Source organism: Zymomonas mobilis subsp. pomaceae ATCC 29192, assembly GCF_000218875.1.
GTDB lineage: Bacteria > Pseudomonadota > Alphaproteobacteria > Sphingomonadales > Sphingomonadaceae > Zymomonas > Zymomonas pomaceae.
This window is the reverse complement of sequence record NC_015709.1, coordinates 1,515,624-1,542,566: the sequence shown is the minus strand read 5'-3', so window position 1 is coordinate 1,542,566 and position 26,943 is coordinate 1,515,624. Positions and strand designations below refer to the sequence as shown.

General features: G+C 42.8%; 27 protein-coding genes. 25 read left to right on the top strand and 2 right to left on the bottom strand.

Annotated elements, in window-relative coordinates:
• Positions 1–366 precede the first annotated feature (366 nt).
• The 24 genes from nifA (at position 367) to ZYMOP_RS06715 (ending at position 24,933) form a co-directional block, all read left to right on the top strand.
• On the top strand, positions 367–2,043 hold the full coding sequence (nifA, locus tag ZYMOP_RS06835) for a nif-specific transcriptional activator NifA (protein WP_013934603.1): 1,677 nt from the start codon (positions 367–369) through the stop codon (positions 2,041–2,043).
• A gap of 232 nt (positions 2,044–2,275) precedes the next feature.
• Complete coding sequence (gene nifB, locus ZYMOP_RS06830; protein WP_013934602.1) at positions 2,276–3,748, top strand: nitrogenase cofactor biosynthesis protein NifB; 1,473 nt, start codon at positions 2,276–2,278, stop codon at positions 3,746–3,748.
• Positions 3,749–3,808: 60 nt separating this feature from the next.
• Positions 3,809–4,003 (top strand): 4Fe-4S binding protein, encoded by a 195-nt coding sequence (locus tag ZYMOP_RS06825; protein ID WP_013934601.1) that lies wholly within the window; start codon positions 3,809–3,811, stop codon positions 4,001–4,003.
• Between the two features lie 36 nt (positions 4,004–4,039).
• A complete protein-coding gene (locus ZYMOP_RS06820) occupies positions 4,040–4,309 on the top strand; it encodes a nitrogen fixation protein NifZ (protein ID WP_013934600.1) in 270 nt (89 codons plus the stop codon).
• A complete protein-coding gene (gene nifT / locus ZYMOP_RS06815) occupies positions 4,306–4,521 on the top strand; it encodes a putative nitrogen fixation protein NifT (protein WP_013934599.1) in 216 nt (71 codons plus the stop codon). The genes ZYMOP_RS06820 and nifT overlap by 4 nt, the downstream gene beginning before the upstream one ends.
• Entirely contained in the window at positions 4,521–5,345 is an 825-nt protein-coding gene (locus ZYMOP_RS06810) for an SIR2 family NAD-dependent protein deacylase (protein ID WP_013934598.1), read from the top strand. Before nifT ends, ZYMOP_RS06810 begins: the two co-directional genes overlap by 1 nt.
• Positions 5,346–6,209: 864 nt before the next feature.
• On the top strand, positions 6,210–7,097 hold the full coding sequence (nifH, locus tag ZYMOP_RS06800) for a nitrogenase iron protein (RefSeq protein WP_013934597.1): 888 nt from the start codon (positions 6,210–6,212) through the stop codon (positions 7,095–7,097).
• Between the two features lie 11 nt (positions 7,098–7,108).
• The gene (gene nifD, locus ZYMOP_RS06795; protein WP_013934596.1) at positions 7,109–8,584 is read left to right on the top strand and encodes a nitrogenase molybdenum-iron protein alpha chain; all 1,476 of its coding nucleotides are present in this window, start codon (positions 7,109–7,111) and stop codon (positions 8,582–8,584) included.
• 62 nt (positions 8,585–8,646) lie between these two features.
• The gene (gene nifK / locus ZYMOP_RS06790; RefSeq protein WP_013934595.1) at positions 8,647–10,182 is read left to right on the top strand and encodes a nitrogenase molybdenum-iron protein subunit beta; all 1,536 of its coding nucleotides are present in this window, start codon (positions 8,647–8,649) and stop codon (positions 10,180–10,182) included.
• Positions 10,183–10,250: 68 nt separating this feature from the next.
• Positions 10,251–11,705, top strand: coding sequence for a nitrogenase iron-molybdenum cofactor biosynthesis protein NifE (gene nifE / locus ZYMOP_RS06785; RefSeq protein ID WP_013934594.1), 1,455 nt, complete (start codon positions 10,251–10,253; stop codon positions 11,703–11,705).
• The gene (gene nifN / locus ZYMOP_RS06780; RefSeq protein WP_013934593.1) at positions 11,702–13,075 is read left to right on the top strand and encodes a nitrogenase iron-molybdenum cofactor biosynthesis protein NifN; all 1,374 of its coding nucleotides are present in this window, start codon (positions 11,702–11,704) and stop codon (positions 13,073–13,075) included. Before nifE ends, nifN begins: the two co-directional genes overlap by 4 nt.
• Positions 13,068–13,571 (top strand): nitrogen fixation protein NifX, encoded by a 504-nt coding sequence (gene nifX / locus ZYMOP_RS06775; protein ID WP_013934592.1) that lies wholly within the window; start codon positions 13,068–13,070, stop codon positions 13,569–13,571. Before nifN ends, nifX begins: the two co-directional genes overlap by 8 nt.
• The gene (locus ZYMOP_RS06770) at positions 13,558–14,031 is read left to right on the top strand and encodes a NifX-associated nitrogen fixation protein (RefSeq protein WP_013934591.1); all 474 of its coding nucleotides are present in this window, start codon (positions 13,558–13,560) and stop codon (positions 14,029–14,031) included. Before nifX ends, ZYMOP_RS06770 begins: the two co-directional genes overlap by 14 nt.
• An 81-nt stretch (positions 14,032–14,112) precedes the next feature.
• Entirely contained in the window at positions 14,113–14,397 is a 285-nt protein-coding gene (fdxB, locus tag ZYMOP_RS06765) for a ferredoxin III, nif-specific (protein WP_013934590.1), read from the top strand.
• A gap of 44 nt (positions 14,398–14,441) precedes the next feature.
• Positions 14,442–15,029 (top strand): nitrogen fixation protein NifQ, encoded by a 588-nt coding sequence (locus ZYMOP_RS06760; protein ID WP_013934589.1) that lies wholly within the window; start codon positions 14,442–14,444, stop codon positions 15,027–15,029.
• Positions 15,030–15,248: 219 nt separating this feature from the next.
• Positions 15,249–15,569 carry a HesB/IscA family protein gene (locus ZYMOP_RS06755; protein WP_013934588.1) on the top strand — a complete coding sequence of 107 codons (321 nt, stop codon included), beginning with the start codon at positions 15,249–15,251 and terminating at the stop codon, positions 15,567–15,569.
• Between the two features lie 131 nt (positions 15,570–15,700).
• Positions 15,701–15,943, top strand: a complete 243-nt coding sequence (locus ZYMOP_RS06750; RefSeq protein ID WP_013934587.1) for a NifU family protein — start codon at positions 15,701–15,703, stop codon at positions 15,941–15,943.
• Positions 15,944–16,015: 72 nt separating this feature from the next.
• Positions 16,016–17,164, top strand: a complete 1,149-nt coding sequence (nifS, locus tag ZYMOP_RS06745) for a cysteine desulfurase NifS (protein WP_013934586.1) — start codon at positions 16,016–16,018, stop codon at positions 17,162–17,164.
• A gap of 90 nt (positions 17,165–17,254) precedes the next feature.
• On the top strand, positions 17,255–18,427 hold the full coding sequence (gene nifV / locus ZYMOP_RS06740; protein ID WP_013934585.1) for a homocitrate synthase: 1,173 nt from the start codon (positions 17,255–17,257) through the stop codon (positions 18,425–18,427).
• Positions 18,428–18,524: 97 nt separating this feature from the next.
• Entirely contained in the window at positions 18,525–18,863 is a 339-nt protein-coding gene (nifW, locus tag ZYMOP_RS06735; protein WP_013934584.1) for a nitrogenase stabilizing/protective protein NifW, read from the top strand.
• A 248-nt stretch (positions 18,864–19,111) separates the two neighbouring features.
• Entirely contained in the window at positions 19,112–21,310 is a 2,199-nt protein-coding gene (locus ZYMOP_RS06730; protein WP_202943968.1) for a TonB-dependent receptor, read from the top strand.
• The gene (modA, locus tag ZYMOP_RS06725) at positions 21,307–22,164 is read left to right on the top strand and encodes a molybdate ABC transporter substrate-binding protein (protein WP_013934582.1); all 858 of its coding nucleotides are present in this window, start codon (positions 21,307–21,309) and stop codon (positions 22,162–22,164) included. Before ZYMOP_RS06730 ends, modA (ZYMOP_RS06725) begins: the two co-directional genes overlap by 4 nt.
• Before the next feature lie 135 nt (positions 22,165–22,299).
• Positions 22,300–23,169, top strand: a complete 870-nt coding sequence (gene modD, locus ZYMOP_RS06720) for a ModD protein (protein ID WP_013934581.1) — start codon at positions 22,300–22,302, stop codon at positions 23,167–23,169.
• Between the two features lie 834 nt (positions 23,170–24,003).
• Entirely contained in the window at positions 24,004–24,933 is a 930-nt protein-coding gene (locus ZYMOP_RS06715) for a Dyp-type peroxidase (RefSeq protein ID WP_013934580.1), read from the top strand.
• A gap of 524 nt (positions 24,934–25,457) precedes the next feature.
• Here ZYMOP_RS06715 and ZYMOP_RS06710 read toward each other — a convergent pair.
• Both ZYMOP_RS06710 and ZYMOP_RS06705 read right to left on the bottom strand, forming a co-directional pair.
• Positions 25,458–25,670 (bottom strand): TOBE domain-containing protein, encoded by a 213-nt coding sequence (locus ZYMOP_RS06710; protein WP_013934579.1) that lies wholly within the window; start codon positions 25,668–25,670, stop codon positions 25,458–25,460.
• A gap of 142 nt (positions 25,671–25,812) precedes the next feature.
• Positions 25,813–26,025 carry a TOBE domain-containing protein gene (locus ZYMOP_RS06705; protein ID WP_013934578.1) on the bottom strand — a complete coding sequence of 71 codons (213 nt, stop codon included), beginning with the start codon at positions 26,023–26,025 and terminating at the stop codon, positions 25,813–25,815.
• Between the two features lie 225 nt (positions 26,026–26,250).
• On the opposite strand from ZYMOP_RS06705, the gene modA (ZYMOP_RS06700) reads away from it, so the two are divergent.
• Positions 26,251–26,940: a molybdate ABC transporter substrate-binding protein gene (modA, locus tag ZYMOP_RS06700; protein WP_202943967.1), complete on the top strand. Its 690-nt coding sequence runs from the start codon at positions 26,251–26,253 to the stop codon at positions 26,938–26,940.
• Positions 26,941–26,943 lie beyond the last annotated feature (3 nt).

The window sequence follows — 26,943 nt, the reverse complement described above, 5'->3', positions numbered from 1 at the left end:
AATATTAAATTAACAAATCCATATCTGTCTAAAAATAGAAAAATGCCCCATAACAGATATCTATAATTTTTCTAAAAAATAGCCAGATTTTACCTTTCACAAGGGATGAAATCTTGTGAAACATTCTTATATTGGATCAAAGCAAGGATCAACTTTCAGGAGCGCGCTATGGATATGGAAACCACGCTTAAGGTTGTGAGCTTACTGATTTTAGGTATAATCATTTAAATAAACATATATGTTTATTTTTTTATTGCCTTTTTATACAAAAACGTTATTTTTATGATGTTTTTGTATGTTTTAAGATAGTCCAAAAAGAGACTGTGAAATTCTTTTCCATTTAGGCAACACAGTAGGGGGCACTATATGCCTGCAAAACAATTTGCCTACAGACAAAATGCAGCTGAAAGTCATTCGAACTGGGCCGATACCGCCTTATTTGGACTTTATGAAATTTCCAAAATTTTATGCGCGCCCATGGAAACTGTGACGCTTATTAAACGCGTCATCTCCGTTTTGGAGAATTTTATTGACTTGAATAGAGCCGCTATTGCCCTGTTTGATGAAAATCAGGAACCTGACATGATAGTAAGCGCCAAGAGCGATCATGTAGGTGCCAAGGCTTATTTTGATTCTATCCCAGAGCAGGTTCTGGGTCAGATTGTTACCAGTAAAATGCCTTTGATTATCCGTGATATTACGCAGGATAAACATTTTAGTTTTGGTACTGCGCAAGGATGGGAGCTTCATGAAAAAACCTGTGTAATTGGTGTGCCTATTTTAGACCGTGACAAAGTGTCGGGTATTCTATTCATCGACCGACCCACCCCCCGAAATGAAAAGGAATCTCTTGCACCGGACAGAGATGCCCGCATGTTGTCTATGGTTGCAGGTTTATTGGGGCAGACGGTAAGATTGCACCGTATGGTTCGGCGTGAACATGAGCTTTTGTTAAAAAAATCTGTCCCAGATCACGATCCAGCACCGCCATCTTCTACAGAAAACGGGCCGAACCGAATTATCGGTAATAGTCCTGCAATCAGGGCTATTCTTGATAAGATAAATCTTATTGCTAAGAATAATGTAACCGTTTTACTACGCGGTGAATCTGGCACAGGAAAAGAGTTATTTTCTCAAGCTATTCATATGGCCTCTCCCCGTAGCAAGCATCCCTTCGTCAAGCTTAATTGTGCGGCATTACCAGAATCGGTTTTGGAATCTGAATTATTTGGACATGAAAAAGGCGCCTTTACGGGGGCCGTTAGCATGCGTAAGGGGCGTTTCGAATTAGCTGATGGTGGTACCCTATTCCTTGATGAAATTGGAGAAATTTCACCTAATTTTCAGGCAAAGCTTCTTCGTGTTCTTCAAGAAGGCGAATTTGAAAGGGTTGGCGGAACACGAACTTTAAAGGTTGATGTTCGCGTTATTGCTGCAACAAATGTCAATTTGGAAGAAGCCGTCAGCCGTGGAGATTTTCGTGCTGATCTTTATTATCGATTAAGTGTTATTCCGATCTTTCTGCCGCCTTTGCGGGAGCATCCTTCTGATATTCCCTTGCTCGCAAAACAGTTTTTAAAAAGCTTTAATCAAGAGAATAATACTAATCTTTCAATTAGTAGTGATGCTTTAGAGGTATTATCCCACTGTTATTTCCCCGGAAATGTTCGGGAACTTGAAAATTGTATCCGTAGGACAGCCACGCTTGCCCGTGGTTCTGATATCACGGCTGAGGACTTCACTTGTCATGATGATAACTGTTTGTCTTCTATATTCTGGCAAAAGCCCCCCCAAGAAGAAACTGTGAAGCATAGCTGTCAATCGAAGATAGGCCTTGGTGGTGTACAAACGCCCTGCCCTTCCTCTTCCACCTGTGCCGCCGCGGCTAATCAAGGCGATCAGCGCAGCCAAAAAGAAGATCTGATTGATGCTATGGAAAAAGCGGGTTGGGTTCAGGCAAAGGCTGCCCGTATTTTAGGCATGACCCCAAGACAGATAGGCTATGCTCTTCGGAAAAACGGTATCTCGATCAAAAAGTTTTAAAATTTTAAAGCCTTTTAGTGCAAAAACTATCTGGCTTTAAATCGGAAGATACTTCGTCTTTTTATGAAGTGTCTGATAATTTCACAAAATTTACCGATACCGACAATTTTGTAGGAGTTAAGACAATCCTGTTGAAGAACCCGACGTTAATACCCATTATAAGGTAGTATGCAATATTGGCATGTTAATTGCATACATTTTTATAAGAGGACAGTTAGCGGTTAGGAAAATCATGGCTCAGCTCATTAATATCCAACCTTTGAAATCAGCTCTAGCGCAGCCGAAGTCTTCAGCGCCGAGCTCTCAAGGTTGTGCATCGTCCAGTTGTGGAAGTAGTTCAGGTAAAGAGACACTGCCACCGGAGATTTGGGCAAAAGTCAAAGATCATCCTTGTTACTCAGAAGATGCGCATCAGTATTTTGCCCGTATGCATGTAGCAGTAGCACCGGCTTGCAATATTCAGTGTAATTACTGCAATCGCAAATATGATTGTGCGAATGAAAGCCGACCCGGTGTTGTTTCTGAACGGATGACACCAGAACAGGCACTTCGTAAAGTTGTAACGGTTGCCAATGAAGTTTCCCAGCTTTCTGTACTGGGTATCGCAGGCCCCGGGGACGCTTGTTACGATTGGGATAAAACCCGCGAGACATTTGAGCTGGTGGCGGAAACGGTTCCCGATGTCAAATTCTGTCTATCTACTAATGGATTGGCATTACCAGATTGTATTGATGATATTACACGCATGAACATTGATCATGTGACACTTACCATTAATATGGTCGATCCTGAAATAGGGGCCAAAATCTATCCTTGGATTTTCTTTGAAGGCAAACGTTGGACAGGTGTCGAGGCTTCAAAAATTCTACATGAACGTCAGATGCTGGGTTTAGAACTTTTGAAAGAACGAGGCATTCTGGCTAAAGTCAATTCGGTCATGATCCCGGGCATTAATGACGAGCATCTGATCGAAGTTAACCGTGTGGTTAAAGAAAAAGGGGCTTTCCTCCATAATGTTATGCCGCTGATTTCTGATCCTGCGCATGGCACACATTTTGGCCTTATAGGACAGCGTGGCCCGACCAATGCAGAATTAATGACCTTACAGAATGAATTAGCAGACGGCACGAAACTGATGCGCCACTGCCGTCAGTGCCGTGCTGATGCTATCGGCATGTTAGGGGAAGATCGGGGTCAAGAATTTACTATGGACAAAGTTGCTGAAGAAGTAACTTATAATCCGGCAAAACGTGACAGTTATCGTGAGATTGTTGCCCAAGAACGAGGTGAACATTTAGAGCAAAAAGAATCCGCGAATCAAACTTTGGCAGCGCTGGATGCTGAACAGACGGTACTTGTTGCGATAGCATCCAAACAAGGCGGTCGGATCAATCAACATTTCGGACATGCTAAAGAATTCCAGATTTATGAAGTCTCATCTCATGGAGTGAAATTCATCAGTCACCGTAAAATTCCGCCTTATTGCGCGGGCGGGGCAGGTGAAGAGGACGCGCTTGATGTTATTGTCAAAGCGCTTGAGGGGGTCCAGGCTGTGTTATGTGCCCGGATTGGAGATTGTCCGCGTGAAAAGTTAGAAAAATCCGGTATTGAAGCCACTGATGCTTTTGCGCATGAATGGATCGAAAGCGGTATTTCCAGCTGGTATGCGGAACGTTTTTCAAAAGAACAACGTCAGACGGCTTGATTGTAGCCCTCTCGATTTTATTTAAGTGAAAGTATTATTTTTTTATAAAGGATATTTGTTATGGCTTATAAGATTGTTGCAGAAAATTGCACGGCTTGCGGTGCATGTGAATTTGAATGCCCCAATTCAGCGATCAAAATGAAGGGCGACGTTTTTGTTGTTAATGCTGACAAATGCACTGAATGCGAAGGTCAGTTTGATGCACCTCAGTGCGCCGCTGTCTGCCCAATGCCTGATACGTGTGTACCGGCCTAATTTTATTACAAGATACAATAAATAATGGAGGGCAGGATGGACGATGAAGAAATTGAAATTCGGAAGCCACCTGCCTTTCCACCCGGGACAAAGGTAAGAGCAACCCTTTACGTCAAAAATGACGGAACTTTTGCTGGTGCTGATATCGGTGAAATCCTCGTTAATAAGGGGGATGTGGGTTATGTCCGGGATGTAGGTGTTTTTTTACAACGTTATTATATCTATGCCGTTGATTTTATCGAACGGGGTAGAATTGTTGGTATGCGTAAGCGTGAACTTAAGATTGAGCCGGAGATAAATACATGAAAATAATGGTCCGCCAAACCCCCCGTGGTCTCTCCGTTTATGTTCCTAAAAAAGATCTTGAAGAACCTGTTGTTGAACAAGAAAAAGAAGATATTTGGGGCGGTTGGGTCCGGTTAAAAAATGGTTGGACATTAGAACTTCCGGCTATGGCTGCTGATACAAAATTACCTATTACTGTGGAAGCACGTAAACGTGCAGAAGAAGCTAACTAATGGATATCGTTTCTGATATTCTGGATATCCTACATCAAAACAAATTAGCCTTTTATTTAGGGCCTGCCGTATCCGCTATAACAGCGGCAGAACATGTGCCTACTTCGCCGGAAGATCTTGCTGTTTTTTTAGGAAAACATGTAGCCCTTCCTAGAAGAGCACGAGGAAATCCATGGTCGGCGGCACAATACATCGAAAGTAACCGCCATCGGAACACCTTAACGGCCTTAATGAATAAGGCTTACGAAACACCCGTTTCCCCATCTTCTCTTCATCAAGCTATAGCGGCACATCAACCACCAATTATTGTGGATAGTTGGTATGATGGCGCGATGCGCGAAGCCTTAACCCAGATACCAACTTTGAACTGGGGGGAAATTCAGGGCATCAATCACGCTGGTGTTAAAGAAGAACGCTGGTTTGCTGCTTATAATTCCGAAGGTAGTGAAGTATCGGTTAAGGATGCTGAAAATTGGCAGACTATTCTTTATAAGCCGCATGGTGGCGTTACACCGCATAGCAATTATCTGATTTCTGATTCAGATTACGTTGAAGTACTGACAGAAATTGATATTCAGACACCTATTCCTGAAATTATCCAAAAAAGACGCAGCGAATGTGGTTTTTTATTCCTCGGCTGTCGGTTTCATGACCAAATGTTGAGAAGTTTTGCGCGTCAAATTATAAAACGTTCGGGTGGGCCTCATTTTGCAGTGCTTGATCCCGCCATTCTTACACGGAATGAATTGAACTTTTTAGAAGAAGTAAAAATTACCCCTCTAAATCTACCATTAGAAAGCATGGCAGACTTATTAACGGCGTAAATCTCTATTTTTAGATTGGCCCTAGCTCTAGAGCCAATCTAAACTTCTTGCTTTGTTTCTCTGAAATATATCTCGAATGTTAAGAGATAATATATTTTCTCCACCCTATTCTTGCTCCATCCATTTCTGACTTCATTGAGCAAGTCAACTTCTGAAAATCGCTTCCTCAAAAAAGCGCGTCTATCATTTGATGCGAGAAAATAGCCTCTATATTTTTCGGATGAATTAAGCATCTTTCTGAAAAATGGCTTTCACTTCTATCCTCATAAGTTCAGAAGTTTAAAATTTTAAAAAGCCATATTCTCTATCCATAATTTTATGCTGCTCTCTATAATCATAAGATAGTAAGTTTTGTCTTATCTGACAAAAACACTACTTTCTGTCGCTCATGCTACAAAAGCGACAATGCTATCGACAAGTGTGTTAGGAAGTTGGATTCATAGCCGTATAAAGAAGGCCTTATAATTTTTCAGTTATGGCTGAATTTATAATTAAGGTAACCTCATAAAATCGAGCTTTCGCTTCTGTGGCTAGTTTTTATCCTAAAAATCAAAAGAATTCTGATGAAGGATATTCAGACAGACCGGCTAAATTAAGGTCATCAGTTTAATGTTTCCCTTCAGATTGTATGATTTTCACCCTAAAATAAGCCTACAATACGTTTTTGCGACATAGGATGTCTGATTTGTCGTGCTTCCAACAATAACTATACAATCAATCTGTGAAAAAGATTGTTCATTTCGAAAAATAGTGAAATTATTCCCTTTTTTAGGATAAATTAAAAACTGGCACGTGCTTTGCAAGGATAGGGGTGTCGGGCTGAACGGTCCGCATATCGCGACTTATCGGAAACAGGACGTTATCATGAGCAAAATTCGCCAGATTGCTTTTTACGGCAAGGGGGGCATCGGAAAATCAACGACCTCTCAGAATACACTCGCCGCCCTTGTTGAGTTGGGCCAGAAAATTCTTATCGTCGGTTGCGACCCTAAAGCTGACTCTACCCGTCTTATTCTTAACTCCAAGGCACAAGACACCGTGCTGAGCTTGGCTGCTGAAGCAGGTTCAGTTGAAGATCTTGAACTCGAAGATGTTCTGAAACTGGGTTACAAAGATATCAAATGTGTTGAATCAGGTGGTCCAGAACCGGGCGTTGGTTGTGCCGGTCGTGGTGTTATCACCTCCATTAACTTCCTCGAAGAAAATGGTGCTTACGACGACGTTGACTATGTTTCCTATGATGTGTTGGGCGACGTTGTTTGCGGTGGTTTCGCTATGCCGATCCGTGAAAACAAAGCCCAAGAGATTTACATCGTTATGTCTGGTGAAATGATGGCGCTTTATGCTGCCAACAACATCGCCAAGGGCATTCTGAAATATGCTGGTACCGGTGGCGTGCGTTTAGGCGGCCTGATCTGCAACGAACGTCAGACTGACCGTGAATATGAATTGGCTGATGCGTTAGCAAAACGCCTCAATTCTAAACTGATCCACTTCGTTCCACGTAACAACATCGTGCAGCATGCCGAATTGCGTAAGCAGACTGTTCTTCAGTATGCGCCCGATTCTGATCAGGCTAACGAATATCGTACGCTGGCTAAAAAGATCCATGAAAATTCCGGTAAGGGTACTATCCCGACCCCGATCACCATGGAAGAGCTGGAAGAAATGCTGCTCGAATTCGGTATCATGAAGACCGAAGAGCAGGAACTGGCTGAACTCGCCGCGAAGGAAGCCGCAGTCGCCAAGTAAGGAGACGCAAGATGAGCTTGAACGAAGAAGAAACTGTCTTCAACACTCGCCTCATCGAGGAAGTGCTTGAAGCCTATCCGGAAAAAGCAAGAAAGCGCCGTCGGAAGCATCTGTCGGTTGCCAAAGCTCCGGATACAGAAGCTGACCCCGGTGCCTTAAGCGAATGTTCAGTTAAGTCGAATATCAAATCCATTCCGGGTGTGATGACGATCCGTGGCTGTGCTTACGCTGGTTCCAAAGGCGTGGTCTGGGGACCGGTTAAAGACATGGTTCATATCAGCCATGGTCCGGTCGGTTGCGGTCATTATTCATGGTCACAGCGCCGTAACTTTTATACCGGTACGACGGGTGTGGACAGCTTCGTTACGATGCAGTTCACCTCTGATTATCAGGAAAAAGACATCGTTTTCGGTGGTGATAAAAAGCTTAAGAAAATCCTCAAGGAAATTGACGAGCTTTTCCCGCTTAATAAGGGCACGACCATCCAATCTGAATGTCCGGTTGGTCTGATCGGGGACGACATTGAATCTGTCGCCCGCGAACAAAAAAAAGAAACCGGAAAGACGATTGTTCCGGTTCGTTGCGAAGGTTTCCGTGGTGTTTCCCAGTCTTTGGGTCATCATATTGCTTGCGACGTTATCCGTGACTGGGTGCTTGATCAAGATGGTAATCAAGTACCGTTTGAATCAACGCCTTATGATGTCAACATCCTTGGTGACTACAACATCGGTGGTGATGCTTGGTCTTCCCGCATTCTCTTAGAAGAAATGGGTCTCCGAGTTATCGGCAGCTGGTCTGGTGATGCTACTTTAGCTGAACTTGAACGGGCACCAAAAGCCAAACTTAATCTCATCCATTGCTATCGCTCGCTGAACTATATCAGCCGCTATATGGAAGAGAAGCATGGTGTGCCGTGGATGGAATATAACTTATTTGGTCCTAGCCAGATTGCAGCATCTCTTCGCAGCATTGCCGAAAAATTTGACGACAAAATCAAAGAAGGTGCTGAACGCGTTATTGCCAAGTACCAACCTTTGGTCGATGCGGTTATTGAAAAATATCGTCCTCGCCTCGAAGGTAAAAAAGTCCTGCTTTATGTAGGTGGTTTGCGGTCACGCCATGTCGTCAATGCCTATACCGATCTTGGTATGGAAATCGTTGGTACCGGTTATGAATTTGCTCATAACGATGACTACCAGCGTACCGGCCATTACGTCAAAGAAGGCACGCTGATCTATGATGATGCGAGCACGTATGACCTCGAAAAATTCATCGAAGCCATCCGTCCTGATCTCGTAGGTTCAGGCATCAAGGAAAAATATGCCGTTCAGAAAACGGGTATTCCTTTCCGTCAGATGCATTCATGGGATTATTCTGGCCCGTATCATGGTTATGATGGTTTTGCCATCTTTGCCCGGGATATGGATCTAGCCATTAATAGCCCAGTCTGGGGTATGTTTAACGCCCCCTGGAAAAAAGCTGCCTAAATTATTCGGAGTTCGGCAGGGTTTTATCCCCCTGTCGGCCCCTGAGAAAAGAGGATTCGAGAATGCCTCAGTCTGTTGATAAAACTCTTGATTACGCATCCCTATTCCTTGAGCCGGAATACAAGGAGATGCTGGCCACCAAAGGCAAGCTTGAAAACATGCCTGAGGCTGAAAAAGTTAGCGCCGTTGCTGACTGGACAAAAAGCTGGGAATATCGCGAGAAGAATTTTGCTCGTGAAGCACTGACTATCAATCCGACTAAAGCCTGCCAGCCGCTTGGTGCTGTGTTTGCTGCCGCCGGTTTTGAAGGTACCCTTAGCTTTGTCCATGGCTCTCAGGGATGCGTTGCTTACTATCGTTCCCATTTGGCACGTCATTTTAAAGAACCGGCTTCAGCTGTTTCCTCTTCCATGACTGAAGATGCCGCCGTTTTCGGTGGTCTCAACAATATGGTCGATGGTCTGGCCAATGCCTACAGCCTTTATGATCCAAAGATGATTGCCGTTTCCACCACTTGTATGGCGGAAGTTATCGGGGACGATCTTCAGTCCTTCATTAACACGGCCAAGGACAAAGGCTCTATTCCAGCCGACTTTAATGTTCCTTATGCGCACACTCCAGCCTTTGTTGGTAGCCATGTAACGGGCTATGACAACATGATGAAAGGCATTCTGGAAAACTTCTGGAAGGGTGCAGAACGTAAGCCTAACGATTCTATCAACATCATTCCGGGTTTTGACGGATATGCTGTTGGTAATAACCGCGAACTGAAGCGTATTCTTGACCTGATGGGTGTCAACTACACCATTTTGTCTGATGTATCTGACCAGTTCGATACGCCTTCTGACGGTGAATTCCGTATGTATGATGGTGGCACGACCCTTGATCAGGTTCGTGATGCTGTTAATGCTAAAGCGACTATTTCGATGCAGGAATACTGCACGCCAAAGACGCTGGAATATGCTCAAACTTTTGGTCAGGAAACCGCTTCTTTCCATTATCCGCTGGGCGTTTCTGCCACGGATGAGCTGCTGATGAAAATTTCTGAACTGACGGGTAAATCTATCCCAGCAGAATTAGAAAAAGAGCGCGGCCGGTTAGTTGATGCGTTAACGGATAGCCAAGCCCATCTGCATGGTAAAAGCTATGCAATCTATGGCGATCCTGACTTTGTTTACAGCATGGCTCGTTTCGTCTTGGAAACGGGTGGTGAACCTCGCCATTGCCTTGCCACGAATGGCACCAAGGCATGGGAAAAGCAGATGCAAGCTCTGTTCGACAGTTCTGCTTTTGGTAAAGACTGCAAGGCATGGGGCGGTAAAGATCTCTGGCACATGCGTTCCTTGCTGGCGACCGAAAAAGTTGATCTGTTGATCGGTAACTCTTATGGTAAGTATCTGGAACGTGACACGGACACACCGCTTGTTCGTTTAACCTTCCCGATCTTTGATCGCCATCATCATCATCGCTTCCCAGTATGGGGCTATCAGGGCGGTTTACGCGTACTGGTTGCCTTACTTGATAAGGTCTTTGATCAACTTGATAAGAATTCACTTGCTTCTGAAGAAGCTGGCTATTCTTATGAACTGACGCGTTAAAATAGATGGACGGACAGAATAGGCCACTGTCCGTTCCTACTGGGGGTTAGCTTTTTCAGGAGCAAACGATGGATAACACGTTAAAGACGAAAGTTGTCGATCTGTTTAATGAACCTGGCTGCGACAAGAATGTAGCCAAAGGCGCGAAAGAGCGACGTAAAGGCTGTTCCAAACCTCTAACCCCCGGGGCAACAGCTGGCGGATGCGCCTTTGACGGTTCTAAAATTGTTTTACAACCGATCACAGATGCTATTCATATCGTTCATGGTCCGCTAGCTTGTGAAGGGAATGGCTGGGATAATCGCCAGGCGGCGAGTTCCGGCCCTACCCTCTATAGAAACGGTGTAACAACCGATATGACCCAGATGACTATCATCATGGGTACGGGTGAAAAACAGCTCTATAAAGCTATTCGCAACGTTATTGAACGTTATAATCCACCTGCTATTTTTGTTTATGTAACCTGCGTTCCTGCTTTGATCGGGGATGATGTCGACGCCGTTTGTAAACATGCGTCTAATAAATTTGGTATTCCTTGCATTCCGGTTAATGCGCCGGGTTTTATTGGCACAAAGAATTTAGGCAATAAGCTAGCAGGAGAAGCCCTTCTCGATCACGTGATCGGGACGATGGAACCTGAAATAAGCACGCCTACCGATATTAATATTATCGGTGAATATAATCTATCCGGCGAATTATGGCAGATAAAACCCCTTTTTGATAAATTAGGTATTCGGGTTCATACCTGTATTACAGGGGACTCTCGCTATCGTGATGTTGCCTCTGCCCATCGTTCACGTGTGAATATGATGGTCTGTTCGGCTGCGTTGATTAATCTTGCCCGCAAAATGGAAGAACGCTGGGACATTCCTTATTTCGAAGGTTCTTTCTATGGCATAGAAGAGACCTCTAATTCCCTTCGCCGCATTGCCCAGCTTTTGGTGCAACGAGGCGCTGCTGCTGATTTAATAGACCGCACAGAAGCCCTAATCCAAGCGGAAGAAAAGCGGATATGGGAAAGATTGGAACCCTATCGTCAACGTTTGACGGGTAAACGCGTCTTTCTTTATACGGGCGGCGTTAAATCATGGTCGATCGTTTCTGCATTGCAGCAAATGGGTATTGAGATCGTAGGGACTTCCGTACGGAAATCCACTGATAACGATAAGCAGAAAATTAAAGAATTGATGGGCAGTGATGCTCATATGATAGAAAAGATTCCACCTCGTGAAATTTATGAGCGTCTTAAACGGGGTGACGCAGATATTATGCTTTCGGGCGGTCGTACTCAGTTTATCGCGTTAAAAGCAAAGGTGCCTTGGATTGATATTAATCAGGAACGCCATCAGGCTTATGCAGGTTATGAAGGTATTTTAGCCTTAATCCGCGATCTAGACTGTGCCCTATCTAATCCTGTCTGGCAAGAAATCCGTCAACCAGCCCCTTGGGAAGAAGGCTGGGAAGCACCAGAAATGGATAGCCTTTCTGATGATTATAATCTCTTCAATGGGAGGGCTGGATGAGTATTGTTATTGAAAGTAAACGCGCAGCCTCAATCAATCCGTTAAAGTCTTCTCAACCTCTTGGTGCAGCGCTTGCTTTTTTAGGGATCGACCAGGCCATCCCTTTATTCCATGGGTCTCAAGGCTGTACCTCATTTGCTGTAGTTTTAGCGGTTCGACATTTTAAAGAAGCTATTCCGCTGCAAACAACGGCGATGAATGAAGTGTCCACTATTCTTGGTGGCCACTCTAATCTGGAAGAAGCCTTGCTTAATCTTACAGCGAGGGTAAATCCGCGTTTTATTGGGGTGGCTTCTACCGCCTTGGTGGAAACCCGCGGTGAAGATTATATCGGCGCTTTAAAAGATATACGGGCGCGCAATCCCGATCTTGCTAGCCGTCAAATCACTTTTGCCGCGACCCCTGATTATTCTGGGGCGCTGGAAGATGGTTGGGCTAATGCCGTATCAGCTATTATTGATGATGTCGTTATTCCTTGGACGACAGACGTTACCTCTTTCCAGCAAATCAATGTTTTACCCGGTATTCATCAAACAGCTGCCGATATTGAAGCTTTAAGGGATATAATCGAAAGCTTTGGACTATATCCGGTTATTCTACCTGATATTTCCGGTTCTTTAGATGGTCATGTTCCTGAGAATTGGATGTCTACCACAATGGGTGGCACCCGTATGGAAGAAGTGGCCAATATGGCCCGTGCCGTTCATACAATTGCCATTGGTGAGCATATGCGGAAGCCAGCAGACTTATTGGAAAGTCTGACGGGTGTTCCCACCACTTTATTTCCTGATTTAACGGGTCTTACAGCATCCGATCAATTGATGGCTTTATTAGCCCGTCTTTCGGGTAAATCGATTCCTGTACGCTATCGTCGTCAGCGTAGTCAGTTAGTTGATGCGATGTTAGATGGCCATTTCTATTTTGGTGGCAAGAAGGTAGCTATCGCTGCTGACCCTGATCTATTGGTAAGCTTATCGCGTTTCTTTAATAGTATGGGTGCTCAAGTTTCTGTTGCGGTTTCTTCCACGCCGAATTCCCCTCATCTGAAAGATCTTCCTACAGAAAAAGTTATTGTAGGCGATCTGACCGATTTTGAGGATGCGGTACAAGAAGTAGGCGCCGATATGCTGATCACGCACAGCCATGGTCGGCAGGCATCGAAACGGTTAGGCATCCCCTTATTTCGGGTAGGTTTCCCTATTTTTGATCGGATAGGAAATGCTCGAAGGCTTACACTGGGATACCAAGGCACACAGGATTTGATTTTCCGTGTTGCTAATCTGTTTTTAGATCAGACGCATACTCCAAAACCGGCTGATTTTGTTGAAGGACAACCTGATTCCCCAATAGAGGAGAACCTTTATGCCTGAACGTCGTCTGCAATTGATTGATTCTGATGCACCCGAGGGGTCTGCCGTGACTGCTGAGGTAGTGCCGACCTTGCGGATAGCTATTGCAACACAGGATATGCAATCTTTGAATGCCCATTTTGGTGGCGCCAGTCGTTTTGCAGTCTGGGATGTTACTGTCGATGATGCACGTTTTGTAGAAGCATTAGGTTTTAACAGTACTTCTGATCAGTCTGGTAGCCATAAAACTGAGGGTGAAGATAAAATTGGCCCGAAAGTAGAGGCACTAGCGGGATGCAATTTACTGTTTATTTTGGCTATCGGCGGCCCAGCCGCTGCCAAGGTCGTTAGTGCGGGTATTCATCCTATTAAACTGCCAGCAGCGGAAAGCATTCCCTCCATCATAGAACGCGTACAAACTATGATGAAAGGTAACCCTCCCCCTTGGCTGAGAAAAGCAATGGGTATGGCATCTCCTCAACGTTCTATGGATTTTCTTGACGATGACGACGAATAGCGCTGAAGGAAATCCGGTTAAGGATGATCTAAATACGCCGTTTATGCGGATGCTTGTTGGCCGGATACGGGCAGAAGATATGTTTGGCGCATGGGAGAATAAGAAAGATGAAAAGCTCCTGTCCGAATATATTATAACCAAAGAAGAACGACGCGCCATTCCGATTATCGGTGATCCGGATCCTGAAACTGTTGATCGTGTTAATTATTTCTATCAGGCTGTTGGCCTTGCAATAGAAGAAAAAACGGGTTTTATGGCTTCTCCGATCATGAAATTAAGTCATGAAGGTTTTGGAAGAGTATTTTTGATTGTTGGCCGATTGGTGGTTTTGTCAAAAACGCTACGCGATGTGCATCGTTTTGGTTTTGATGATTTAGCAGCCCTCAATTGTGAAGGTTGCCGCGCAGTGGATAATGCCATTGCGATTATGGAACAGTTTCCCGAGGTTGCTCAGGCTTAAAAGATTGGGGGTATTCTTTGAGGATACCCCTCCTTACCGCCCTCAGGAATATTATTTACCCTAAATTTTAAGGAAGAATACATGAGCGTTCACACGCGCGACGGCCGTGAATGGAAGCCGCAATATCTTTTGTCTATTAGCCCTGAACTTTGTATCGGCTGTGGACGGTGTTATAAAGTTTGTGGTCATAATGTTTTAGGGCTTTATGGCGTCGATGAAGAAGGTACCTTGATTGATCCTGAAGATGATGATGATGGTGATATCGTCAAAAGTGTTATGACAGTTCTTGATGGCGGTGCCTGTATCGGGTGTAGTGCTTGTGCCCGTGTTTGTCCGACCAAAAGCCAAACACACGGTGCCGCTTAAGCGCGTCCTATACAGTCATTGTAAGAATAAGACGGGGAAAGCATATGAATATCTATGAACAATTAATGTCACAAGCCGAAACGGGTATCTGTGATCGGTTCGAGAGTCATGTGCTGGCCTCTATTATTGCACTCAGTATGGAAGAGGCCGAAAAACGCGATTGTTCTCTTTCTGAAACTCTCGGCATTAGTGGTGAATTAATGCTCAGTGTCATTGAGAATTATTTTCCTCATGCCTTGCCTTTATTTGAAAAATATAAAGCAGATAAAGCCCCAGAATGTGACGATGATGAACGTTATCTGCGTGATTTATTATGCCGCAATACAACTAACGATTCTCGGACAGAATATCTTTTAGCGGGCATGATAGCGCGTCGTTCTATGGCGCCCCACCATCTATGGCAGGATTTGGGTCTGCGTAATCGTCGCGAGCTTGGCTGGTTAATGGAACGCTATTTTGAACCTTTGGCCAACCGAAACGGGGCCGATATGAAATGGAAAAAATTCCTTTTCCGTATAATTTGTCGCGATGAAGGCTATGGCTTATGCCCATCCCCGATTTGCAGTGAATGTGAAGATACAGATCTCTGCTTTGGTGATGAAGAAGGGAAAAGCCTTCTTTCTCATAAATAAGCTTATTTTATGCATCTACAAAAAATAGAAACGAGTTTTGAGAAAAATATTTTGTCTTCTTGTTATAAAGTCGACAAAATTTTCTGGCTTAAAGATGACAATCTAACATTTTAGCCATTCCCGCTTAAAAAAACTCTAAAGAGAATAGCTTTTAAAAAATATGGCATGATCTTTGCTTGAATCTTGAGTTGAGAGACTACTCAACGACAGGAAACTGCGATGATCAATCTGACCGAAACTGCCTCTAATGCTATCCGTTCTTCGCTGGTAGAAGCCCCTGATTCTGTACAAGGTATCCGTATCATGGTTGAAACGGGTGGTTGTGCAGGTCTTAAATACATGATGGCTCTTGCGATTGAACCGGAAGCAGGGGATGCGGTTGTTGAAGAGAATGGCTTTAAGGTTTTTGTCGAAGAAAATAGCATTCCCCTTCTTAAGGGGACCAAGATTGATTTTGTGACAAGCCTTGAAGAGTCAGGGTTTACTTTTGACAATCCGAATGCAGGTTCAAAATGTTCCTGTGGGAAATCTTTCAACTAAAATAAGAACGAAGCACTTTGCCTTTATAAGGCAGAGACCTGTTAGCGACTGAGGGGCTGTTAAAAAACAGCCGATCCCTTCCTCGCCCTATAGTAAAGATCAGGGCCAAATCAACGAAAAGGGCTTCCATAATGCCTTTACAGCAGCACAAACAGGCTATTGAAAACGCTCTTGAAGAGTTACGTCCAACCCTCAAAAAAGATGGCGGGGATTGTGAACTCGTTTGTATTGAAGAAAATAAAGTTATCGTCAGAATGACCGGTAATTGCGTACAATGTCAGTTGGCCACCCTTACAGTTCACGGCATTCAAAAAAAATTGATAGAGCAGGTTGGTGTTCCCTTACGGGTTATTCCGGTTCCGCCGGGTCACTAAGATCTTAAAGCCAGATATAAGGATAGTTCAACCACTCTATCCCCGAAATAGAAGAAGAGAGGTGGAAGAGGCATGAGATCAGTCTATCTCGATAATAATGCTACTACACGCGTTGATCCTGAAGTTGTAGCAGCCATGCTGCCTTTCTTCACAGAAAATTTCGGAAATCCGTCTTCCCTTCATCATTTTGGAACAGAAGCCAAAACAGCTTTAAGGTCGGCTCGACAGCATCTTCAAAATTTGCTGGGTGCCGCCTTCGAGCAAGAAATTATCTATACAAGCGGGGGGACTGAATCTGATAATACCGCTATTCTTTCCGCTTTAGCGATGCAACCTGACCGGGATGAAATCATCACCAGCGCGGTCGAGCATCCGGCTATATTAAGTTTATGTGCATGGTTGAAAAAAAATCGCGGAATAAAAGTCCATTATATTCCGGTAAAAGCTAATGGCCACCTTGATATAGAAGCTTATCGGGCAGCATTAAGCCCACGCACGGCTCTCGTTTCCTTTATGTGGGCAAATAATGAAACAGGTGTTATTTTCCCCATTGCCCAGCTGAGTAAAATAGCCCGTGAAGCAGGGGCTTTATTCCATACCGATGCCGTGCAAGCCGTTGGAAAGATAGCCATTGATCTAAAAAATTCTGATATAGATATGCTTTCGCTGTCTGGTCATAAACTTCATGGTCCAAAAGGCATCGGCGCTCTTTATGTGCGTAAAGGAATAAAGATACAGCCTCTTATCAGGGGCGGCCATCAAGAACGTGGCCGTCGAGGGGGTACTGAAAATATGCCTGCGATTGTTGGTTTAGGGGTAACGGCCCAACTAACTGCTGCTCATTTATCGGCAGAAAATGCCTATATTCAGCCATTACGCGATAGATTGGAACAAGGGTTGTTACACTCTATCAGTAACAGTATGGTCATCGGCGATAAAGAAAATCGCCTATCCAATACCCTCAATATTGCCTTCGAGCATATTGAGGGGGAAGCCATTTTAACTTTTTTAAATAAGGCCGGTATCGCTGCTTCTTCAGGATCAGCCTGCGCTTCAGGTTCAATGGAGCCTTCACACGTCCTTCGCGCGATGAAAGTCCCTTATATGTTTGCCCATGGCGCTATTCGTTTTTCCTTTTCGCGTGATAATACAGAAGAAGATGTCGATTATGTTTTGAGCGTCATGCCGGCTATTATTAATAATTTTAAAAAACAACGATGATTTATAGCGCAATCTTGTAACATATACTATCCCATAGTATAATCAATAATTACAAGATCGTCAAAACGCATCAGATAGAGAACAGTCGTCATGTCCCCTAATAATGATAGACGTTTAATCATTAATGATACCACATTACGTGACGGCGAACAGGCTCCGGGTGTAGCCTTTACCTTGTCTGAAAAACTAGCCATTGCGAAAGCCTTGGATGAAGCGGGTATTGACGAAATTGAAGCCGGTATTCCGGCTATGGGGGCAGCGGAAAGAGACGCCATCATAAAAATTCGACAGCAGGTATCGCATGCGCGTATTATTCCTTGGTGCCGAATGACCCGTCATGATGTAGATTTAGCCCTACAAACAGGTGTTGAAACCGTTCATCTCTCGGTCTCCTCTTCCCCCCAACAAATGGCCGCTAAATTTCCTGATTTATCACCAGAAGCACTCTTGTCCATGACAAGAGATGTTATTGGTTATGCTCGGGATAAAGGTGTTAATGTCTCTGTTGGTGCAGAAGATTCTAGTCGGGCAGAACTACCTTTTCTGATTGATCTTCTAGGCGTCATTACAGAAGCAGGCGCTTTCCGTTTACGCTTTGCGGATACGCTTGGTGTCCTTGATCCCTTCACAACCTATGAAATCATCAAAAAATTACGTGAAAATACGATGCTGGATATAGAATTCCATGGCCATGATGACATGGGGTTAGCAACCGCCAATAGCCTAGCCGCGATCAAAGGCGGTGCAACAGGGGTCAGTGTTACCGTTTTAGGCTTAGGGGAACGCGCTGGGAATGCGGCGCTTGAACAAATAGTTGTCGCCGCCTGTCGTTTTCTAGATAAAAAAACGGGTGTTCGAACCGAACATCTGGGATCATTAGCGCATTGTGTTGCACAGGCTGCAGGAAGGGCTATTCCTGCTGATAAAGCAATTGTAGGCGATTCTGTCTTTCGCCATGAATCGGGTATTCACGTTTCTGGTTTATTGCGTGACCCTTCTACTTATGAAGCGCTTGATCCTACCCAATTTGGCCGAAATAGAGAAATCGTCTTGGGTAAACATTCCGGTCGTGCGGCTATGCGCCATGCGCTTGAGCTATTAGGCATCAAGAGTGAGGAAAAAATTACGGAAGCTTTACTCGCAGAGGTTCGTTCTCGAGCAATCCAGAACAAAAGAACCGTTAAACTAGAAGAGGTAGCCGATCTTTATACTAGGTTGATACAACAACAGGTTATTCCGTTAACACCAGAAAGTCAGAATTGAACAGCATTCTTTAGATAGCTCTTTGCTGTTTTATAAAGGCTTTTGATTCTGTGTTATCTTTCTTCCGGCTGCACCATAATCCTCTCAAGGAGATAGTATGTCTTTTGTTGATACCCTACGTGGACTTTCTTCTGCTGAAGAGTTTTTCAACACGCTTGAAGTCCCCTATGATTCTAAAATTCTTAACGTTGCCCGCCTCCATATTCTACGACGGATGCACACTTACCTTGAAGATAGCCAAGAGAGTGAAAAAACATTAAATGATGACGAACAGCGGACCCTTTATAAACGCCATCTGACTCAAGCTTACACTGATTTTACAAAATCTTCACCGATGGAAGAAAGAGTGTTTCAGGTCCACAAAAATGCTGTCAAACCTGCTACTTTACCCATGGTTAGTTTATCTTCTTTAAAACTCCCTCCAGAAAAGCAGTAACGCAAGTAATAAAAAAAGAGGCTTGTTTTAACCACAAGCCTCTTTTGTATTTATAAGTCTTTTCATATTAATTTTAAGTAATCATTTTAATCGTATATCTAACTGATTTTCCAGTATTTTAATATGAAAAATATATAATATAATATGTTTTTTATAAAAAATGTTATTAAATTACAAAAAATAATTGACTAATAAAATTAAAAAATTTAATACCCTTGTGAATAGAAACACAGGGTTGACAAATGATAATGATAAAACATTCAGCCTACACAATAAAAACAAGAATATCTGATAAGATTCAAAATTATACTATCGACTCAAAATATTCTAAATATTATCTTAAAGTATTCAATAAAAAGAGAAATCTAGTCGTCTTAAGTTTTGCGACGCTCACTCTATTCTCCTCTCAAATGGCTTATGCAGAAGAAAATACAGAAAAAGATCTGTTGGTCACACTTTCACCTTACCGCGTTAACAAAATCAACCTTACGCCCTTTGGAAAAACCTCTGTCCTTGATACGCCTTATTCTGTTGATGCCGTACCTGTTGCTTTATCAAAAAATCAGCAGCTGATAAGTGTCCGTGAAGTGTTTCGTCTTATACCCTCTATCCAAGGGGAAAATATCCGACCACAAACGCGCGGTATGCAAGCTGGGGTTGTTCAAAATACATTTATTGACGGGTTAAATATTGCTGCAACTACCGATTATCCAACTGAACAATTTGAGCAAATCGAAGTTTTAAATGGTCCTTCAGGGGCGCTTTATGGTCCGACCAGTCCGGCTGGTACTTTTAATTATGTATTAAAACGTCCTACTGAAAAAAATCTCCGCCAAATTAATGTTCAATATTTATCTAAAAATACGTGGTCCGGACATATTGATGTCGGAGGTTTTTTTGATCCAGAGAAAAAATTTGGCTATCGCCTTAACCTTCTGGAACAGGATGGAAAATACTATATTAAAAATAGTCAGCTAAAACGCCAGTTGGCAAGTCTTGCTTTCGATGTACATTTTTCACCGGATACCGTCCTTGAGACGAATATTAGTGGCTATCATTATGTTGATATGGGACTGCCCGGCACCTTTGCTTTAGCTTCGAATGTAAATTTTCCAACCGCGCCTAATCCTAAAACAGTAGGATATGGTCAGTCTTATGCAGGTGATAACAACAAAACCTTTATTGTAAGTGGTAGTTTACGCCATGATTTTAACGCAAATTGGCATTTAAAAGCCAGCATTCTACGGGAAAGAAATGACCGCGCTTCAACAGCAATCAATAATACCCTTATTAACAACGAGGGAGATTATAAAAGTACCGCAGCCATAACTACTTATAGTCTTGATACTATTCTAAGTGAAAATGTTACCTTAAATGGTTCCTTACATACTGGTAGCGTAGCCCATTCCATTCTACTGGGGACCTCAGGTTTTTTCTGGGATCGCTATACGCCCTATCAAAAGGGCCCCGTAACCCTGGGCACAGCCTCTATTAATCACCCACAGATTTTTTCTGAGCCAACATTTCCTAGCTTTACCAATAGATATCGCTCCGTTCATACGACACAGCAATCTATTACGTTTGGTGACAAGATCGAGTTTACCCCCCAATGGGCTATTCAAGCCGTTGCTAGTCAAAGTTGGATTAGTACGACTAATTACAATAAGTCTGGTGGCGTGACAGGGCATTATAATGCCAGTGGAATAAGCCCTATCGCTAGTTTACTCTATAAACCCAAACAAAATATGACAGCTTATTTCACCTATTCTAATAGTTTGCAGCAAGGGGATAATGCGCCAACAGGAACACGTAATGCTGGGGAAAGCTTGTCGCCTTACCGATCAACTCAATGGGAAATAGGTTATAAAATCAATTTAAATAGGATTAATTTGAGAGCGGCGCTTTATCAGATCCGCCGTCCCTATGCTTATATTGGAGCCGATGGCTATTATGCACTGCATGGTAATCAAAGAAATCGTGGTGTCGAAATTATGGCTGATGGATCGATCACACGATATTTAACAGTTTACGGCGGCATTGCCTTATTAGATCCAGAAGTACACAACACCGGTTCGGCACTGACAAATGATAAAAAAGTTTTGGGGCTATCCCCTGTCGTTTTTAATGCACTGTTAGAATATCATCTACCAATTATGCCATCAGTCACTCTGACAGCCGATATTAATTATGCCAATCGAAAACCCGGTAACTATAGCAATACGGATTATGTCGCGGGTTATACAGTAGCTAATCTAGGCATCCGCTATTCAAGAGAGGTTAGAGGTACCCATATGACATGGCGTCTTAATGTCAATAATATAACTGATGCACATTATTGGGCTAATATCACACCGAGTAGCCAAAATGGTTACAATAGCACAGGTAGCGGTACTGGAACCTTAGGCGCACCGCGTTCAGTGCGGGCTTCGATGCAGGTTGATTTATGAAGCCGACGCTTTCCCTTATAGCGATAACGCTCATTGGATGTGCATTTACGGTGCGTGCAAATGCAGCTCCAGTCACACCTGCTCCACAACAGGATATTACAGCCTTTTCTCAACCTATGCCGACACTTCAAGTATGGGCAGCAGGTAGTCTCAGGGGGGCTTTGACAGACATTGCCCAGCAATTTTCAAGCAAGACAGGTATAAAAATAGAGACCTCTTTTGGACCTGCCGGTTTACTATTCTCCCGCATCAAAAAAAATGAAGCTGTCGATGTCTATCTTTCAGCCAATATGCGCTATCCGCAACAACTTTCAGATGAGAAGATAGCAGCACCACCCGTCATTTTTACGCATAATACACTTTGCCTTACTACTCGTGCGGGCTTTGATCTTACCGCTGATAATATGGTGGATGTTTTATTAAGGCCTTCTGTCAAAATTGGCACATCAACACCAGGGAACGATCCGGGTGGAGATTACGCTATGGCGTTTTTTGCAAAAATCGGAGAGAGCAATACTTCGTCTCAAGACATATTACAAAAAAAAGCCCGACCTATTGTTGGGGGTAAATTCAGCCCATCTGTCCCACTGGGATGGAATCCTGTTGAGTATTTTCTGGCCAGCCAAAAAATCGATGTTTTTATTGGCTATTGTAGCGCTCACAATAAGACAACAGATCCGCGTTTTACCAAGACAAGAATTCCTGATACGCTGGCGGCCCCTATTGTTTATGGCAGTAGCGTTCTTTTAAAATCAAAAGACCCGAATCAAAGAGCGGCGGCCTTCCAGTTCGCTTTCTATTTAATGAGTGAGGAGGCAAAAAAAAATTTAAGGGCATATCATTTTGAACCTTAAAATTTTCTATTTTTCTCAGATATTATTACAACAAAACATTCATTTATTATTTTTGTAATAAAATCCCTTTTGTAAGTTTGAAGTTATAACTAATAACTATTCTGCTTGTTACAAATATCTAAGGAGGAAACGGCTATGCCCAGCCCCTCTCATTTGGCTACTGTTTTATTGCCGATTTCAAATGGTTTGATAGATGCGTTATTGGCTGAAGATGCTGCCCTTGGTGATTTGACAACACGGGCTTTAGGCATTGGCGCGGTACCGGCTCATATTACTTTTACAGCGCGTGATGATCAAATTGCGAGTGGAACAGAAGAAGCGGTCGCCATTTTGGAACGATTAGGTGCTAGTATCCGGTATATATTACCTTCTGGTAGCCCCGCCCCCTCTGGAACGCTTTTAATTGAAGCAACAGGCTCCGCCAGTATGCTTCATTTGGGATGGAAATCAGCCCAGACGCTCATGGAATGGTGTGCTGGCATTGCTACCACTACGCATAGCATGGTGACACGCGCTAAAAGAATTCGACCTACAGCAGTTGTCGCCTGTACCCGTAAAGCGGCCCCTTTAACCCGATCCTTAGCTATCCGGGCCGTCTTAGCGGGTGGCGGCGTTATGCATCGCATAAATCTTTCTGAAACTGTGCTTGTTTTTCCCGAGCATCTCGCTTTTATCCAAGGGAAAACAGATCAAGCGATAGAGAAACTGCGTCAGACAGTCCCTGAAAGAAAAATTACCATTGAAGTTGATACGATAGAGCAAGCCATATCTGCTGCAAAATTTTCTCCTGATGTTTTACAATTAGAAAAATTTTCACCACAGCAAATAGCCGAATTACGAACAGAACTTCAATTCTTTGAACAAGCACCAATTTTAGCGGCGGCGGGTGGCATTAATCCTAACAATATAACGGCTTATATGGAAGCTGGCGCTGATATTATTGTAACATCAGCCCCTTATTCAGCTAAACCTTGTGATGTCCAAGTACATCTTAAACCCGAATAAATCACGGCTTATAGTAAAATAAATTTGATTGGTGGCGCATTTTAGATGCCTTTCAGACTGCCCATTCCGTCATTTTGCCAGCGATTTATATCCCGATTATCATCATGCTATCATCCTTGATTTCTTGGAATATTCGGTCACAGACGCATACAAAAAAAGTCTGTAGCCTTTGCTGTTGGCTTATACGGTCTATTGTTACAAAATTTTCTATAGGAAGGTGAATAAGTGTCAGGGACGCCTTTCTAACTCCGCATGAAGCAGACTATGCGCTGCATGATATTCGTTGCCCCTGTTAGAGTTGACCGATTTATGGGCCTGTATTGTGAGGGTAACAAAGACTGAAACTTCTAGTGCTTTATTAGAATTCCGTAACTACCTCAGATTTTTAAATCTGCGACCTTTTTTGATCCTTATAGCTTTCGGTATAAAATTTAGCGACGTGGTCTCATCATATCATCTAGTAAAGAACGTATCTCTTACATCTTATCGCGGTTGGCCTATTTTCTCTGATTAAGAGCGAGGTCAAAATAGAGTGAAAAAGAAAAGAAAAATTTCAAACATGACCTCGTTTTTTCTCGACATATGCAGAATTTTCTTCTGTCATAATGACAATTTTTATAGAGAATATCTTTTGGAAGAAACTATTATAATCTTGAAGCCCATAAAAAGAGACAGATTTTTTATCGAATATTATTCACTCTAATGCCTGCTAAAGCTATCAATTATAATATTTTATAAACAATCTAAATTTTGAATTTTTCTTAATTTATATTTCCAAATATGCTTCTTTAGGCTCGGTTAAACTATAATTTATTAATTTGGAGCGCCACTATTTTGTCTGATCCAATTCCTCAGTCCGTTGTAACACCTCTGACACCTGCGGCCATTTTTCTAGTGCTTAATATCCATCAAGGCGCTGAAATCGAAAAAAACATTCGGGCTTTTTGTGCTGATCTCTCGGCTTTGCGCCGCACCGTCGGATTTCGTGATCCCGATGGACAACTTTCTTGTATTTTAGGCATTGGCTCGGCAGCATGGGATCGTCTCTTTTCTGGCCCTCGTCCAAAAGAATTACATCCTTTCAAAGAAATTAAAGGCGTTCATCACGCTGTTTCAACCTCAGGTGATCTGCTTTTTCATATCCGAGCGACCCGCATGGATATGTGCTTTGAAATGGCTACACTTATTATGGAGCGTCTTCGTCCTGTTGCGACTGTTGTTGACGAAGTCCATGGTTTTAAATATTTTGATGACCGCGATCTAATCGGTTTTGTTGATGGCACTGAAAATCCGGAGAATGAAGCCGCTTGTGAAGCCGTGCTGATTGATTCTGAAGATCCAGATTTCAAAAATAGCAGTTATGTCATCGTTCAAAAATATCTCCATGATGTTGAGGGTTGGAATAAGCTTCCAATTGAAACTCAAGAAAAAATTATCGGTCGAAAAAAATTATCGAATGTTGAACTCGACGATGAGAACAAGCCGGATTATGCCCATAATATCTTAAATATCGTTACTCGCGATGGAAAAGAGGTTAGTATTCTACGCGATAACATGCCTTTTGGCGAAATTGGTAAAGGTGAATTTGGTACTTATTTTATCGGCTACGCTCGCTCGCCCTCGGTAACGGAAGAAATGCTGGAAAACATGTTCGTAGGTAAACCGAAAGGAAATTATGACCGCTTACTTGATTTCAGTCGTCCAATAACGGGCTGTTTGTTTTTTGTCCCTTCGGTCTCTTTCCTTGATAATGTAGAGCCGTAAATACTCACTTTCTATCTCACGGAAGAGGGGCGAGTAATGGATATTAGAAATATCAATTATAGCAAATGAGTCCCTCTTCCGCTTCAATCTCTATGACGAGCGTAATATCTCTTAGCCAGTCAACCAGAGGATTGCGGCCTTCTAATAAATATTTTCGTGCTCTCAAGCGGTTTATCTCTGTTCTTAGCCTGCCTGCTGTCAAGAGCGCGCCTCCTATGTCAGATACCCAAATAATAGTTTGAAGGGCCCTATCTAAATGGAAAGATGATGATCACAGGGAATCGAGTAGCTTAGCTTTGTGATACTTTGAAAAGAAAGAATATAGGCTAACGAATAAGGTCAAACCGCCCCTATATAGAGGGGCTGAATAATGTCCAAGGCTACCAGTCCAACCCCCAATATCAATTTTCTATCTCTATGTGCCCTGTTACAACTAGCAACGGCAGGGAAACACTGACGCTATCAACTTTAGCGACCTTAAGTGACTATTTAGTAATGCCTTAATCATTGAGTATTTAAAAATTTTATTCCTCAACGCCAATAATAATATCTGAGGCTTTTATAAGCGCGATGGCCGCTTTGCCTTCAAGTAGCTGAAGTTCTTCTGCCTCTTCATTGGGGATCGCCGCCATTACAGGAAGTCCATTAAGATTAAGGATAACATGCGAGGTTGTCTTTCCTTTAATAACTTTAAAAATCTTACCTTTGAATTGATTGCGTGCGCTTAATTTCAACATCTTATCCCCTGTTGATAAAATGATTCCTACTCGAAATAAGCCTATTTATCAGGAAGATAGGATTACAAACGGGCAGTCTTTAATTTTTAAAGAGATCAAAGATACCTGCCGGCCTGTTGTAAGACCGGCAAGCAGAATATTATTATTCGTCGATACCAACCATGATATCAGAGGCCTTGATAACAGCAATCGCTGATTTGCCTTCCGTAAGCTTCAGATCTTCTACACCTTCATTAGTAATAGCAGCCATAAGTGTAGTACCGTTAACATCTAAAGTTACATGGGAGGTTGTAGCCCCCTTAGCAATTTTAACAATTTTACCTTTTATCTGGTTGCGCGCACTAAGTTTCAACATTTTAGTTCCTTTCTTGATATATCCTATTGGACTTTTTGCATTATATGTAAAATTATTCTAAATAATAGTTTCAATTACAATCATTAAAACTCTAGGATGCTATTTTGTTGACACTATTTTTTTTGGAATTAAAAAATGTCAGGATGGATAAAAATATTTTTTAAAAATAAAAAAATGAATATTTTTAAAATTATTATTAATATAATCAGTGTATCATTATTTGTAATGCCTGCAAATGCAGCCGAATTACGTATAGCCGTTGCTGCTAATTTTAGCGATACTGCAAAAGAATTAATAACAGCTTTTACGCATAAAACGGGGAATACGATTCGTCTCAGTTCTGGCTCCACAGGACAGCTCTATGCCCAGATAAAACAAGGGGCACCTTTTGATATATTTTTATCGGCGGACAATGGCCGACCTGAAAAATTAGTGCAAGAAGGCTTAGCTGTTTCAGATAGTCGATTTACCTATGCCATCGGACAACTCGTATTATGGAGCCGTGACAAAAATTTTCCGGCAACGGTTGAAACCTTAGAGAAACAGGCCTTCACGCGCCTTGCCGTTTGTAATCCAGATGTCGCGCCTTATGGCCGTGCAGCTATTGAAACCTTGCAGAATCTACATTTATTAGAAAAATTACGGCCTAAATTTGTAGTTGGAACTAATATTATCCAAGTATGGCAGTTCGTTTCCAGCGGAAATGCCGAGCTAGGCTTTGTCTCTCTTTCTCAGATGAAGGGCGTTTCTGAAGGTTCGCAATGGCGAGTACCTGAAAAATTTTATACCCCCATTCGGCAAGATGCTGTGTTATTAAATAAATCTCAGAATAATGCAGCAGCACGAGCTTTTATGGCATTTTTAAAAAGTGATGAAAGCCGCTCTATCATCAGCCATTATGGTTACCATTTTTAAACC